A 13,456-nucleotide genomic window follows, 5' to 3' on the forward strand; every position below is an offset into this window, starting at 1 on the left:
TGCCTCTAGGATCGTGTGCATGGAGTTTCGACGTCTGGGTCGTAGCGGCCTCTCGGTCAGTGAGATCTCGTACGGCAACTGGATCACGCACGGTTCGCAGGTCGAGGAGGAGCAGGCGCACGCGTGCGTGCGGGCCGCCCTCGACGCGGGCATCACCACCTTCGACACCGCCGACGTCTACGCGAACACCGCGGCCGAGTCGGTGCTGGGGCGGGCGCTGGCCGGGCAGCGGCGGGAGGGCCTGGAGATCTTCACCAAGGTCTTCTGGCCGACCGGTCCCGGCGGGCCCAATGACAAGGGCCTTGGCCGCAAGCACATCATGGAGGCCGCGCACGGCTCGCTGCGGCGGCTGGGCACCGACTACCTGGACCTCTACCAGGCGCACCGGTACGACCGCACGGTGCCGCTGGAGGAGACCATGCTGGCCTTCGCCGACCTGGTGCGGCAGGGCAAGGTGCTCTACATCGGCGTCTCGGAGTGGAACGCCGAGCAGATCAGCCGGGGCGCGGCGCTGGCCCGTGAGCTGCAGGTGCCGTTCATCTCCAACCAGCCGCAGTACTCGATGCTGTGGCGGGTGATCGAGTCCCAGGTGGTGCCGACCTCCGAGCAGGAGGGCCTCAGCCAGATCGTCTGGTCGCCGATCGCGCAGGGCGTGCTCAGCGGCAAGTACCTGCCCGGCGCGGCCCCGCCCGCCGGATCGCGGGCCACCGACGAGCGCGGCAGCGGCTTCGTCGGCCGGTTCCTGCGCGATGACCTGCTGACCGCGGTGCAGAACCTCAAGCCCCTGGCCGATGAGGCCGGGCTGAGCATGGCCCAGCTCGCGGTGGCCTGGGTGCTGCAGAACCCGAACGTGGCTTCCGCGATCGTCGGCGCCTCCCGGCCCGAACAGGTGCACGACAACGTCAAGGCCGCCGGGGTCGTGCTGGAGCCGGAGCTGCTGGAGAAGATCGACGCGGTGCTGGACGGGTTCGTCGAGTCCGACCCGCGCAAGACCGTGGTCGCCTGAGTCCGCCGGGGTCTGCGCCCGGCTACTCGGCCGGGCGCAGGCTCATCGGGCCGTAGACCTCGTCCTCGCCGTCGAGCAGCGTGACCTGCTCGATCCCGGTGGTGGACAGCTGATCCCACTGCGCGCTGAACCACGCCTCGGCCTCGTCCTGGTCCTCGAACTCCACCGCGGGGCCGGGCAGCTCGCCGCCGCCGGAGTCCTCGTATCGCCACCGGTACGCCATGCGGCAACGGTAACGTGATCACCAGGCCCGGAGCAGGAGGAGCGAGCAGTGACGCGACGCACGCTGGTGCTGGGCGGCGCGCGCTCCGGCAAGTCCGCGCACGCCGAGGGCCTGCTGCCCGACACCGCGGCCACCTACTTCGCCACCGCGCGCCGCGATCCCAGTGACGCGGACTGGGAGGCACGCATCGCCGAGCACGTGCGCCGCCGCCCGGCGGGCTGGCGCACCGTCGAATGCAGCGCTGATCTGCCCGAACTGCTTTCCCAAGTGGCACAAGGGGATCCGCCGATCCTGGTGGACGACCTGGCCACCTGGCTGACCGGTCTGCTCGACGACGCGGGCGCCTGGGAAGGCGGTCCGGACACCCTGGTCCCGGTGCGCGAGCGGGGTGCGGCACTGCGCGCGGCGGTCGCGGACTGCCCGGCGCCGGTGGTGCTGGTCTCCGCTGAGGTCGGCCTCGGCGTGGTCCCCGCGACCCGTTCTGGCAGGCTCTTCCGTGACGAGCTGGGCGGGCTGAACGCCCGGCTCGCCGAGGTGTGCGACCAGGTTGTGCTGCTGGTCGCCGGTGTCCCGCTGAAGCTGCGCTGACGGAGGTTCCCCAGTGGACGAGAGTGTCTCGGACGAGGCTGTCCGGTTCCCGCCGGTGGCGCCGCCCGACTCGCAGGTCCGCGGCGACGCCGAGGCGCGCCAGGCCCAGCTGACCAAGCCCGCAGGGTCGCTGGGCAGGCTGGAACAGCTCGGCGTGTGGCTCTCCGCCTGCCAGGGCGTGTGCCCGCCCCGGCCGCTGGCCCGCCCGCGGGTGGTCGTCTTCGCCGGGGACCACGGCATCGCCCGGCACGGCGTCTCGGCGTACCCGAGCGAGGTCACCGGGCAGATGGTGCAGGGCTTCCTGGCCGGCACCGCCGCGGTGAACGTGCTGGCCGCGGCGGCCGGCGCGACCGTGCGGGTGGTGGACATGTCGGTGGACGCCGACACCGCGGACTCGGTCTCCGGGCACAAGGTCCGCCGTTCCTCCGGCGTGATCGACCGCGAGGACGCGCTCACCCAGGCCGAGGTGCTCGCCGCCCTCGCCGCCGGGCGGGCCATCGCCGATGAGGAGGTCGACGGCGGCGCGGACCTGCTCATCGCCGGGGACATGGGCATCGGCAACACCACCCCGTCCGCGGTGCTGATCGCCGCGCTGACCGGCAGCGAGCCGGTCGCCGTGGTCGGCCGCGGCACCGGCATCGACGACCACGGCTGGATGCGCAAGACCGCCGCCATCCGAGACGCCCTGCGCCGGGCCCGCCCGGTCAGCGCCGACCCGGTCGGCCTGCTGCGCACCAGCGCGGGCGCGGACATCGCCGCGATGGCCGGTTTCCTGGCCCAGGCCGCGGTGCGGCAGACCCCGGTGCTGCTCGACGGCGTGGTGGTCGGCGCGGCCGCGATGGTCGCCGAGGAACTGGCCCCCGGCGCCCGCGAGTGGTGGCAGGCCGGGCATCGCTCGGTCGAACCCGCGCACTCCATCGTGCTGGAACACCTGGACCTGGTGCCGCTGCTGGAGTTCAGCCTGCGCCTGGGCGAGGGCTCCGGCGCGGTCGCCGCACTGCCGCTGCTGACCATGGCCGGGCGGATCCTGAGCGAGATGGCCACCTTCGCCGAGGCAGGCATCTCCGGCCCGAGCGAGACCACCCCGCTGGACGCCCTCGCGGCCACCGCCACCGGCCTGGCCGCCACCGTGCTCGGCGAGGCCACCAGCCACGCCCCCAGCCCCGAGCTGGACACCGCCATCCCCACCAGCCAGACCCCGGCCACGGCCGCCGCCAGTCACGCCCCGGCCTACCCGGACACCACCCACGGCTACGGCCACGGCCACACCGCGACCCAGCCGGACGAACCCCGCGACAACCCGGCCGACACCTCCTACCCCGCCGCGCCGCCTGCCGCCCCGGCCATCACCGTGGCCCCGCCGACCGACCTCTGATGTCCGGTCTCCGCCTGGCCCTGTCCTGGCTCACCGTGCTGCCGGTGCGCACCGGCCAGGTCGACACCGCGGTGGCCCGCACCGCCATCGCGCTGGCCCCGTTCGTCGGCCTGCTGCTGGGCGCCGCGGCCACCGCGGTGCTGTTCGCGCTGACCTGGCTCGGCGCCCCCGGCCTGCTCGCGGGCCTGCTGGTCGTGGGCCTGCTCGCGCTGGCCACCCGCGGCATGCACCTGGACGGCCTGGCCGACACCGCCGACGGCCTGGGCTGCTACGGCCCGCCAGAACGCGCCCTGCGGGTCATGCGGGACGGCGCCGCGGGCCCGTTCGCCGTGGTCACCCTGATCATCGTGCTCGGCGCCCAGGCCGTCAGCCTGTCCGCACTGGCCGACGCCGGCCGCTGGGCCGCCGTGGTCATCGCGCTGGCCGCCGGCCGCACCGCCTTCGCCTGGTGCTGCCGCCACGGCGTGCCCGCCGCCCGTCCCGAAGGCCTGGGCGCCCTGGTCGCGGGCACCCAGCCCACCCTGGTCCCCGTTGCCTGGACGGTGTTGCTGACCATCGCCGCGGCCGCCGCCACCCACGACCGCCCCTGGCTCGGCCCGATCGGCGTGCTGCTGGCCCTGGGTGTGGTGCTGCTGCTGATCCGCCATGTCCGGCAGCGTTTCGGCGGTGTCACCGGGGATGTGCTGGGTGCGGCGGCGGAGATCACCGTGCTGATCGTGCTCGCGGTGACCTCTTTCCGCTGACCCCCGCGCCCGCGGTCGCGCCCGCGCTGGCCAGCACCACCAGCCCGATCGCCAGCAGCTGTGTCCAGCTCAGCTCCTGCCCCAGCACCAGGAACCCGGCCAGCGCCGCCAGTGCCGGGTTCAGGCTCATCATCACCCCGAACGCCGCCGCGGGCAGCCGCTTCAACGCCAGCAGGTCCATCGAGTACGGCACCGCCGAGGCCAGCAGTCCCACCAGCAACCCCAGCGCCAGGTTCTCCGGCCGCAGCAGTTCACCCCCGGCGGCCCCGATCCCCAGCGGCAACACCGCGATCGCGCCCACCGCGGCCCCCAGCGCCAGCCCCTCCATCCCGCTGAAGGCCTGCCCCAGCCGCCGGGTCAGCAGGATGTAGCCGGCCCAGCAGGCCGCCGCGGCCAGCGCGAAGAGCACGCCGGCCGCGTCCATCCCGCCCAGTCCGCTGCCCAGCAACAGCACCCCGGCCCCGGCCAGCGCCGCCCACACCAGGTCCAGCCCGCGCCGGGACAGCACGATGGCCAGGGTCAGCGGGCCGAGGAACTCGAAGGTGATCGCCGCGCCCAGTGGCAGGCGCTGGATGGACAGGTACACGCAGACGTTCATCACGGCCATCACCACGCCGAACAGGGCGATGGTCAGCCAGTCACGGCGGGAGCGGCCGCGCAGCCGGGGGCGGGCGAAGGCCAGCAGCAGCACGGCCGCGCCGACCAGGCGCAGGGTGACCACGCCCAGCGGGCCCAGCACCGGGTACAGGCTCACCGCCAGCGCGGCGGAGAACTGCACCGAACTCATCCCGACCAGGATCAGCGCGACCCCGTGCAGGCGGCCGCCGAGCTGTTCGGCTGGGGCGAGGGTCGCGGTCACGGGCCTCAGCCTAAGTAGCTGGTCGGCAACTCGGAAATGCTTCTCACGCAGCGGTTATGCTTGGCGGTAATGGATGTCGAGCTACGGCACTTCCGGTGCTTCCTGGCCATCGCCGAGGAGGGCTCGGTGACCGCGGCCGCCACCCGGCTGCACCTCACCCAGCCCGCGGTCTCGCGCACCCTCGGCCAGCTGGAACAGCGACTCGGGCGGCGGCTGGTGGACCGCTCCACCCGGCACCTGCGGCTGACCGCCGACGGGGAGGCATTCGCGGACAAGGCCCGCGCGGTGCTCGCCGCGGTGGGCGCCGCCCTGGACCCCGGCCCCGAACCGCCACTGCGGCTGGGCTACGCCTGGGCCGCGGCAGGGCCGCACACCACCGCGATCCTGCGGGCCTGGCGGGAACGACGGCCCGAGGTGCCCCTGGAGATCCGGCGCTTCGACGAGCGCACCGCCGGACTCGGCCGCGGCGAGGTGGACGTGGCCCTGCTGCGCACCGAGGTCACCGACCCCCGCCTGCACAGCTGCGCGCTCTACAACGAACGCCGCTACGCCGCGCTGGCCGCCGATCACCCACTGGCCGACCGGCCCGAACTGACCTTGCGCGACCTGGGCGGACTGCCGATCGCGCGCAACGAACTCTCCGGCACCACCACCCCCGGGCTGTGGCCGCCGGACGCGCCGCCAGGGGAGACCGTGCGCGTGCACAACGTGGACGAATGGCTCACCGTGATCGCGGCCGGCCGGGCCGTCGGCGTCACCGCGGACGGCACCCGGCACCACCACATGCACGCGGGCGTGGCCTACGTGCCGCTGTCCGGGGTGCCGCCGGTGACGGTCTACCTGGCCTGGCCTGCCGGGCACCGCCACCCGCGGCTCACCGAGTTCCTGGCGCTCACCAGGGAAATCGTGCGGAGCTGATCAGGCGAGCGTGGTCATCCAGCCGTGCGGGTCGGCCCCGCCGGTCTGCACGCTGGTCAGCGCGCCGCGCAGCTTCATGGTCAGCTCGCCGGACTCGCCCCCGTTGATCAGGAACTCCCCGCCCGCGTGCTTGACCCGGCCGACCGGCGTGATCACCGCGGCGGTGCCGCAGGCGAAGACCTCGGTCAGCTCGCCGGAGTCGACCTTCTTCTCCCACTCCTCGGTGGAGATCCGCCGCTCCTCCACCGCGTAACCCAGATCGGCGGCCAGGGTCAGCAGCGAGTTGCGGGTGATGCCGGGCAGCAGCGCGCCGCTCAGCTCCGGGGTGACCACGCGGGCGTTCTCACCCTCGCCGAGGACGAAGAACAGGTTCATCCCGCCCATCTCCTCCACCCACCGGCGCTCCACCGCGTCCAGCCACACCACCTGGTCACAGCCCTGCTCCGCGGCCTGGGCCTGGGCCAGCAGCGAGGCGGCGTAGTTGCCGGCGAACTTGGCCGCGCCGGTGCCACCGGGCGAGGCACGCACGTACTCGGTGCACAGCCACACACTCACCGGCTTGACCCCACCGGCGAAGTAAGCGCCTGCCGGGGAGGCGATCAGCACGTACAGGTACTCCTTGGCCGGGCGCACGCCCAGCCCCGCCTCGGTGGCGAACAGGAACGGCCGCAGGTACAGCGACTCGTCCGCGGCCGTGGGCACCCAGTCCTTGTCGACGTCGAGCAGTTCGCGCACCGAGCCCAGGAACAGCTCGTCCGGCAGCTCCGGCATGGCCATCCGCCGCGCCGAGGCGCGCAACCGGTCCGCGTTCGCCTCCGGCCGGAACGAGGCGATCGAACCGTCCGGCTGCCGGTATGCCTTGAGCCCCTCGAAGATCGACTGCCCGTAGTGCAGCACCATGGCGGCCGGGTCGAACGGGATCGGGCCGTAGGGCACCACCGCGGCGTCGTGCCAGCCCTGCTCCGGGTTCCAGCGGATGGTGACCATGTGGTCGGTGAAGTACTGGCCGAAACCGGGCTTGGCCAGGATCTCGGCCCGCCGCTCCCCAGTCGCGGGCTGGGGGTTCAGGCTACGGGTGAACGACACCGTTGACGTCATGGCAGCAGCGTAGTACTTCGTGTTGCCCCCGACCATCGTCATCCCAACGATCGGACGTCCTACTGTTTGGTACACCGTGTTTCAGCGTGACCCGATCCGCACCCCGGGGTCCCAGTGCCGTCCGCGCCGGTTGCGCCAGTGCCTGCCCCGCCGGGCGGACTCCGGCGCGCCCGCCCCGCGCGAGTCCGCGTGCCGCCGGGCGAACTCGGCCGCGGTGAGGTGCATCGTGACCGGGTACTTGACCTGGCCGCGCAACAGTTCGGCGTCGCGCAGCCGGGCCTGTTCACGGAAACCGAGGCTGCCGTGCAGCGCGAGCGAGGCCAGGTTGCCGCCGTAGACGGTGACCTCGCAGCCGCGGTAGCCGCGGCCGAACATGATCGCGAGCAGCACGGTGATCGCGTCGGCGGCGTAACCACAGCGCCGGTACCGCGGCCCGATGCCGATGCCGTAGCTGAACCGGTCGGCGTGCGGACCGGCCGGGATGACGTGCAGCGAACCGACCAGGATCCGGCCGCGCAGGGTCTCGATGGCGAACTGGAGGTCGTCCCCGGAACTGGCCCGGTGCGCCGCCCAGTGCCGGTAGCCACCGATCCGGGTGGCGGGCTCGGCCGCGGAATCCCGGTCGAACCCGGCCAGCGTGCGCCGGTCAGCCGGAGTGATCGCGCGCAACCGCACCTGCCGCCCGGCCGGACCGGGATCGGCACTGGCTGACTCCATGATCATCGGCGGTGATGGTACCGGCCACGGTGACCGTGGGGGAGAGCCGAGCGTCGGCCCTCCCCCGTGTCTCACACCACCGGCAGCCCGTCGGCGATCTCCGCGGGCAGCATCGGGGCGGGCCAGCCCGCCTCCGGGGTGAAATCGCACCAGCTGCCGTCGAAGGGGAAGGCGCCCTGTTCGGCCAGGGCGATCATCCGCTCGCCCTCGGCCCGCAGGCGGCCCATCTGGGCCACGGTGAACAGGCCCGCGTCCACCGCCTCGGCCGCCTCGTCCTCGTCCTTCCAGCACCAGGTCAGGTCCGGCTCGACCACCACGTCGAGCACCCCGTCCACCCGGTCCACGTAGCCCTCGCCGCGGCCCATCGGCAGTTCGAGGTTGACGTACCAGTGCCGGAAGCTGCCGTCTGGGTTGAAGAACCACCACACGCTGGACCACTCGTGCTCGTCCACCAGGCGCAGGTTGGAGTGCCCGTGCCAGCTGGAGAGCACCGGGATGCGCGGGATCCGGAACCGCTCGGACAGCGGGGCGTCGCGCTGGTGGCGGCCGTCGGCCAGCCGGGTCGCGCGGACCCGGGTGCCGTCCGGGATCCAGCACACCAGCTGCGCGCCGTCATCGCGCAGCACCCTGGCCGGGGTCACCGAACCCAGGCTGCCGTCCAGGCGGCGGAAGCGGTACAGGACCTCGTCGCCGGGCTGCCAGTGCATGGTCACCGACTCGGGTGGGGGCTGGGTGCGGGTCATCGGACGTGGGTGTCCACGAAGGGGGGCTTCACGATCTCGCAGCGCAGCGAGCGGCCCCGGACGTCCAGGGTGACCTCGGCGCCCGGCGCCAGCCCGGCCGCGGTGTCCAGCAGGGCCAGCGCGATGCCGGCCTGCAGGGTCGGGGAGAAGGTGCCGGAGGTGGTCTCGCCGACCTTCTCGCCGCCGCTGAGCACGACCATCCCGGCCCTGGGCACGCCGCGGTCCAGCGCGCGCAGGCCGACCAGCTTGCGGGCCGGGCCGTCGGCGCGTTCGGCGCTGAGCGCCTCCCGGCCCCAGAACGCTTCCTTCTTCCAGCCGACCGCCCAGCCGGAACCGGCCTGCACCGGGCTGATGTCCAGGGACAGGTCCTGGCCGTGCAGCGGGTAACCCATCTCGGTGCGCAGGGTGTCGCGGGCGCCGAGGCCGCAGGCCCGGCCGCCGTGGGTGGCCGCGACTTCGAGGAGCTTCGCCCACAGCGCGGGCGCGTCGTCCCAGGCGGGGATCAGCTCGTAGCCGTGTTCGCCGGTGTAGCCGGTGCGGCAGATCCGCACCGTGGTCCCGTTCCAGTCGGCGTCGGCGAAGGCCATGTAGTCCATGTCGCTGGGCAGGCCCAGCTCGGCCAGCACCTCGGCGGATTTGGGGCCCTGCACCGCGAGCACCGCGTAGGCGTCGTGCTGCCCGGTCACCGTGACGCCCTCGGGTGCGGCCGCGACCAGCAGCTCCACCACCTTGGCGGTGTTGGACGCGTTGGGAACCAGGAAGACCTCCGCAGGCGAGACCAGGTAGGCGATCAGGTCGTCGACCACGCCGCCGGACTCGGTGCAGCAGAGGGTGTACTGGGCCTTGCCGGGCGCGATCCGGTTCAGGTCGTTGGACAGGCAGGCGTTGACGAACTCGGCCGCGCCAGGGCCGGCGACGAGCGCCTTGCCCAGGTGCGAGACGTCGAAGACGCCAACCGACTCGCGCACCGCGGTGTGCTCGGCGACCACGCCGCCGCCGGTGTACTGGATCGGCATCTCCCAGCCGCCGAAGGGCGCGAAGGTGGCGCCGAGGGCACGGTGTGACTCGTGCAGGGGGCTGGTGCGCAACGGTGTGTCAGTCACAAGGGGGCAAGTTACCGCCATTGGCGGGTGAGCAGCGCGGCGACGCAGGATCCAGTCACGACCGTGACCAGGGTCGCGAGCAGCAGCACCGGCGGCAGGCTCATCAGCAGCACCACCGACAGGCCCAGGCCCAGGCAGGCGGTGCGCATCGGCCAGGTGCGGTCCTCGATCAGCAGCAACCGGGCCGCGGCGTTGGTGAAGGCGTAGTAGGTGAGCAGGCAGCAGGCGGCGAACTGCAGCGCGATCTCCGGGGTGAGCAACAGCACCAGTCCGCTCGCGCCCGCCGCGGCCAGCAGCTGGGCCCGCCACGGCGAGCGGCTCAGCCCCAGCGGCAGATCCCGGTCCCTGGCCAGGGAGAACAGCGCCCGTCGCAGGTCCACGCTCACGATCAGCGCCATCGCCCCCAGCGCCACCGCGGCGCCCGCGCTGACCAGCGGCAACAGCACCGCGCCGTCCGCGGCGACCAGCGCGTCCCGCAGCGGGGCCGGGGACAGCGCGAGCCGGGCGGCGCCGAGCTGGCGCAGCGCGGCCCAGCCCAGCAGCAGGTAGAGCAGCAGGCCGAGGCCGATGACGAACGGGATCGCCCGGCGCACCTTGCGCCCGGCGTAAGCCCGGCCGTCGGCGGGCGAGGTGATCCGCTCGAAGCCGACCAGGCCGAAGAACATCACCGAGCCCGCGGTGAGCAGCATCCGCGGGTTGTCCGCGCCCGGCTGACCGGCCACCGGTACCACCTGTTCGGGTGGTGGCACGGTGAAGCAGACGACGATGACCACGACCAGCACCGCGAGCACGAACCCGGCCACCGCCCAGCTCACCCAGCGCGGCGTGGCCAGGTCCGCCGCGCCGATCGCCGCGGCCACCACGATCACCGTCACCGCGGCCACCCAGGGCCGCGCGGGCATCAGGTAGGCGCCGAACGCGCCTGCCACCGCGGCCAGCGAGGCCAGCTTGCCGACCAGCAACCCGGTCCCGGCCAGCCTGCCCGGCCAGCGGCCCAGGTGCTCCTTTGTGCAGGCATAGCCGCTGCCGTAACCGACATAGGCGGCGGACTGGTCAGAAGTGGAGAAGGCTGTGCACAATGCCGCCAGCGCCGCGAGCACCACCCCGACCAGCAACCAGCGGCCAGCCGCCTCGGCCGCGGGCGCGAGCCCGATGAAGGCGCCCGCGCCGAGCATGCCGCCCAGACCGAGCACCACCAGGTCGGGTACGCCGACCGCGCGCGAGGTTTGTGCGCGCGATGCTCGCGGAACGTCCAATGCCACCGACACACAGTATTCGGACTGTATTAAAGAGCGATAGCCGCCGTGGGGGCGGATAGCCCACTCGGATTAGCCTTCCGCAACACTGAACCTGGGAAGAAGACCGGGCTTGCGGCCAAGAAACCGCTTGCCGCGACAACGACGAACCACACGCCGTCGCCGGCCTCGACACGCGCGCGCAGCTCGAGCGGGACGGGATTAAGGAGCACACGTGACCGCGCTCAAGCTTGCGCTGACCGACAGCGATCCCAAGTCCGTCGCGACCGACGCGGTGGTCATCGGCACCATCCAGGGATCCGACGGCGTGCTGCTCGCGCCGGGCGCCGAGCAGGTGGACGCCGCCTTCGACGGTGAGCTGACCGCCCTGCTGAGCACCCTCGGCGCCACCGGCAAGGCCGACGAGCTGGTCAAGCTGCCCGCGCGCGGCGCGCTGACCGCCCCGCTGGTGCTCGCCGTCGGCCTCGGCAAGACCCCCGCCGGAGCGGACGGTCCCGGCGGTGAGCAGGTCCGCCGCGCCGCCGGTGTGGCCGCCCGCGCGCTGGCCGGGGTGACCAAGGCGACTGTGACACTGTCCACAGTGGACCTGGGTGCCACCGTGGAGGGTCTGGTGCTGGGCGCCTACACCTTCACCGGCTACAAGTCCGACCAGGGCAAGGCCCCGCTGGCCAAGGCCGACCTGGTGGTCGCCGACGCCAAGGACAAGCACGCCAAGGCCGTGCTCAAGGCCAACACCGCGATCGCCGAGGCGGTGGCCACCGCCCGCGACTTCGTCAACACCCCGCCCAACGACCTGTTCCCGGCCTCCTTCGCCGAGCGCGCGGTCAAGCTCGGCGAGGCCGTCGGCCTGACCGTGGAGGTGCTGGACGAGAAGGCGCTGCGCAAGGGCGGCTACGGCGGCGTGCTCGGCGTCGGCGGCGGCTCCTCCCGCCAGCCCCGGCTGGTCCGGCTCAGCTACACCGGCCCCAAGCCGAAGAAGAAGGTCGCCCTGGTCGGCAAGGGCATCACCTTCGACACCGGCGGCATCTCGATCAAGCCCGCGCCCGGCATGGACGAGATGACCATGGACATGGGCGGCGCGGCGGCCGTGGTGGCCACCGTGGTGCTGGCGGCCAAGCTGAAGTACCCGCTGGAGATCATCGCGACCGTGCCGATGGCGGAGAACATGCCCTCCGGCACCGCCTACCGCCCCGGCGACGTGCTGACCATGTACGGCGGCAAGACCGTCGAGGTGCTCAACACCGACGCCGAGGGCAGGCTCATCCTGGCCGACGCCATCGTGCGGGCGGGCGAGGACAACCCGGACTACCTGATCGAGACCTCCACCCTGACCGGCGCGCAGGTCGTGGCGCTGGGCAAGCACACCGCGGGCATCATGGGCAGCGACGAGTTCCGCGACCGGGTGGCAACCATCGCCCGCGCCACCGGCGAGGGCGGCTGGGCCATGCCGCTGCCGGAGGAACTCCGCGCCGACCTGGACTCCCGCCTGGCCGACCTGGCCAACGTCTCCGGCCACCGCTGGGGCGGCATGCTCGCCGCGGGCATCTTCCTGCGCGAGTTCGTGCCGGAGAACGTGCAGTGGGCCCACCTGGACATCGCAGGCCCGGCCTACAACTCCAACAGCCCCTACGGCTACACCTCCAAGGGCGGCACCGGCGTCCCGGTCCGCACCCTGGCGGCCGTCCTGGCCGACATCGCCGACCAGGGCTGACACATTGGCGTGCTCCGCACGCGGGATTTTTCGCTCTAAGTCGCCTCGCCGCGTACCCGCCCCACGCGAAGCAAGCTTCGGATGGGTCGGGCACGCGGCAAGGCAACGCGAAAAATCGGTACCCCGCCGCTGGTGAAGAGCCCGCCGTGTCGCTGCGCGCCACGCCTGTTTCGCAACAAGTTGTGGTGGTTGCGTGGGCTCGCAACGCCGCCCTGCAACGGCCAACACCCTGTACGACAACGGCCAACACGCGCGGAGGGCTTTCACCCCTCGCGCGTGTTGGCCGTTGTTGTACCGAGTGTTGGCCGTTGTTGTACGGGTGGTTGGCCGTTGTGGGTGGTCAGATGAGGGGGACTACCCAGGCGGCTACGGCGTGTTCGCGGTTCCTTGGCTTCTTCTCGCCGAAGAAGGCGGCTGCCACCGTTTCCGCGGTCACCGGGACGACCCGGGACGGGAACGGCAGCTCCGAGGGGGCGCAGGAGCCCGTCGAGCAGCGCAGCTGGCGGGCCAGCTCCTCGTACCAGGCGTAGAAGGTGACGGGGGCGGCGGCGAGCTGGGCCACCGCTCGTTCGGCCAGCCTGCCCGCCAGTTCGGCGAGCACGGCGGCCAGGGTGGTGACGTCCAGGTGCGCGTGCTCGGCCTCGTCCGTGGTCAGCCACCAGGTGTTCTCGCGCTGCTCGCGTTCGCGGTCAGCCGGGTCCAGGAACAACGGCTCCTGGGCCACTCCGGCGAGTCGGTCGAGAAAAGTGGACACCTAGCTGGACGCCTTCCCGTCGCGGCGCTGCTGCGCGCGCTGTCGTGCGGTGTAGTCGCGCATCCTCTGTGGATAGCCGACCTTGTTGGCCTCATACATCGGAATCTTCAATTTCCGGGCAAGTTTCTGCGCCGCGTCGAAGCCGCCGATCCGGCGCCGGGTCCACTCGCCGTCGTGTGCGATGAACACGACAGTGGTCTCGGTCACCGTGGTCTTCGGCTCCAGGTAGGACTCGACCCCGTGCCGGGCCGCGGCCCACGCCTCCAGATGGGCGGTGTCCGCGTTCGAGGACGAACGCAACTGCCCAGGGCGCTCCTTGCGGCGGAAACGGTCGAACAGGCCCACCGCGTACCTCCTTCGCT

The 13,456-nt window shown here is 72.7% G+C and carries 14 protein-coding genes and 1 pseudogene; 6 read left to right on the forward strand and 9 right to left on the reverse strand.

Annotated elements, in window-relative coordinates; all coding sequences use genetic code 11:
- The first annotated feature begins 19 nt into the window (after nucleotides 1–19).
- Nucleotides 20–1,006, forward strand: a complete 987-nt coding sequence (locus ACTOWY_RS22995) for an aldo/keto reductase family protein (RefSeq protein WP_441311717.1) — start codon at nucleotides 20–22, stop codon at nucleotides 1,004–1,006.
- Nucleotides 1,007–1,028: 22 nt separating this feature from the next.
- Here the strand turns inward: ACTOWY_RS22995 and ACTOWY_RS23000 are convergent, their stop codons facing one another.
- Entirely contained in the window at nucleotides 1,029–1,229 is a 201-nt protein-coding gene (locus ACTOWY_RS23000) for a hypothetical protein (protein ID WP_247766160.1), read from the reverse strand.
- A 48-nt stretch (nucleotides 1,230–1,277) separates the two neighbouring features.
- Here ACTOWY_RS23000 and cobU point away from each other — a divergent pair, with 48 nt between their 5' ends.
- From cobU to cobS, 3 genes and pseudogenes are all read left to right on the forward strand, one after another.
- Nucleotides 1,278–1,817 carry a bifunctional adenosylcobinamide kinase/adenosylcobinamide-phosphate guanylyltransferase gene (cobU, locus tag ACTOWY_RS23005; RefSeq protein WP_441311718.1) on the forward strand — a complete coding sequence of 180 codons (540 nt, stop codon included), beginning with the start codon at nucleotides 1,278–1,280 and terminating at the stop codon, nucleotides 1,815–1,817.
- Nucleotides 1,818–1,830: 13 nt separating this feature from the next.
- Nucleotides 1,831–2,904 (forward strand): annotated as a pseudogene (gene cobT, locus ACTOWY_RS23010) (nicotinate-nucleotide--dimethylbenzimidazole phosphoribosyltransferase); the annotation flags it as partial.
- 287 nt (nucleotides 2,905–3,191) lie between these two features.
- Nucleotides 3,192–3,935: an adenosylcobinamide-GDP ribazoletransferase gene (cobS, locus tag ACTOWY_RS23015; RefSeq protein WP_441311719.1), complete on the forward strand. Its 744-nt coding sequence runs from the start codon at nucleotides 3,192–3,194 to the stop codon at nucleotides 3,933–3,935.
- Here cobS and ACTOWY_RS23020 read toward each other — a convergent pair.
- Nucleotides 3,895–4,794, reverse strand: a complete 900-nt coding sequence (locus ACTOWY_RS23020; protein ID WP_441311720.1) for an EamA family transporter — start codon at nucleotides 4,792–4,794, stop codon at nucleotides 3,895–3,897. The genes cobS and ACTOWY_RS23020 overlap by 41 nt on opposite strands.
- A gap of 69 nt (nucleotides 4,795–4,863) precedes the next feature.
- Between ACTOWY_RS23020 and ACTOWY_RS23025 the strand changes: the two genes are divergently transcribed.
- On the forward strand, nucleotides 4,864–5,712 hold the full coding sequence (locus tag ACTOWY_RS23025) for a LysR family transcriptional regulator (protein WP_441311721.1): 849 nt from the start codon (nucleotides 4,864–4,866) through the stop codon (nucleotides 5,710–5,712).
- Here the strand turns inward: ACTOWY_RS23025 and ACTOWY_RS23030 are convergent, their stop codons facing one another.
- The 5 genes from ACTOWY_RS23030 to ACTOWY_RS23050 form a co-directional block, all read right to left on the reverse strand.
- Nucleotides 5,713–6,810: a branched-chain amino acid aminotransferase gene (locus tag ACTOWY_RS23030; protein ID WP_441311722.1), complete on the reverse strand. Its 1,098-nt coding sequence runs from the start codon at nucleotides 6,808–6,810 to the stop codon at nucleotides 5,713–5,715. It lies immediately after the preceding gene.
- A gap of 81 nt (nucleotides 6,811–6,891) precedes the next feature.
- Nucleotides 6,892–7,533 carry a GNAT family N-acetyltransferase gene (locus ACTOWY_RS23035; RefSeq protein ID WP_441311723.1) on the reverse strand — a complete coding sequence of 214 codons (642 nt, stop codon included), beginning with the start codon at nucleotides 7,531–7,533 and terminating at the stop codon, nucleotides 6,892–6,894.
- A gap of 65 nt (nucleotides 7,534–7,598) precedes the next feature.
- Nucleotides 7,599–8,270, reverse strand: coding sequence for a DUF402 domain-containing protein (locus ACTOWY_RS23040; RefSeq protein ID WP_441311724.1), 672 nt, complete (start codon nucleotides 8,268–8,270; stop codon nucleotides 7,599–7,601).
- Nucleotides 8,267–9,373 carry a glycine cleavage system aminomethyltransferase GcvT gene (gcvT, locus tag ACTOWY_RS23045; protein WP_441311725.1) on the reverse strand — a complete coding sequence of 369 codons (1,107 nt, stop codon included), beginning with the start codon at nucleotides 9,371–9,373 and terminating at the stop codon, nucleotides 8,267–8,269. Before gcvT ends, ACTOWY_RS23040 begins: the two co-directional genes overlap by 4 nt.
- A gap of 11 nt (nucleotides 9,374–9,384) precedes the next feature.
- Complete coding sequence (locus tag ACTOWY_RS23050) at nucleotides 9,385–10,635, reverse strand: amino acid permease (protein WP_441311726.1); 1,251 nt, start codon at nucleotides 10,633–10,635, stop codon at nucleotides 9,385–9,387.
- A 208-nt stretch (nucleotides 10,636–10,843) separates the two neighbouring features.
- Between ACTOWY_RS23050 and ACTOWY_RS23055 the strand changes: the two genes are divergently transcribed.
- Entirely contained in the window at nucleotides 10,844–12,340 is a 1,497-nt protein-coding gene (locus ACTOWY_RS23055; RefSeq protein WP_441311727.1) for a leucyl aminopeptidase, read from the forward strand.
- Between the two features lie 340 nt (nucleotides 12,341–12,680).
- Here ACTOWY_RS23055 and ACTOWY_RS23060 read toward each other — a convergent pair whose 3' ends face one another.
- Both ACTOWY_RS23060 and ACTOWY_RS23065 read right to left on the reverse strand, forming a co-directional pair.
- The gene (locus ACTOWY_RS23060; protein WP_441311728.1) at nucleotides 12,681–13,094 is read right to left on the reverse strand and encodes a hypothetical protein; all 414 of its coding nucleotides are present in this window, start codon (nucleotides 13,092–13,094) and stop codon (nucleotides 12,681–12,683) included.
- Nucleotides 13,095–13,439, reverse strand: a complete 345-nt coding sequence (locus ACTOWY_RS23065; protein ID WP_247766149.1) for an oxidoreductase — start codon at nucleotides 13,437–13,439, stop codon at nucleotides 13,095–13,097.
- Between the last annotated feature and the right edge of the window lie 17 nt (nucleotides 13,440–13,456).

The organism is Crossiella sp. CA198 (assembly GCF_052078295.1).
Classification (GTDB): domain Bacteria; phylum Actinomycetota; class Actinomycetes; order Mycobacteriales; family Pseudonocardiaceae; genus Crossiella.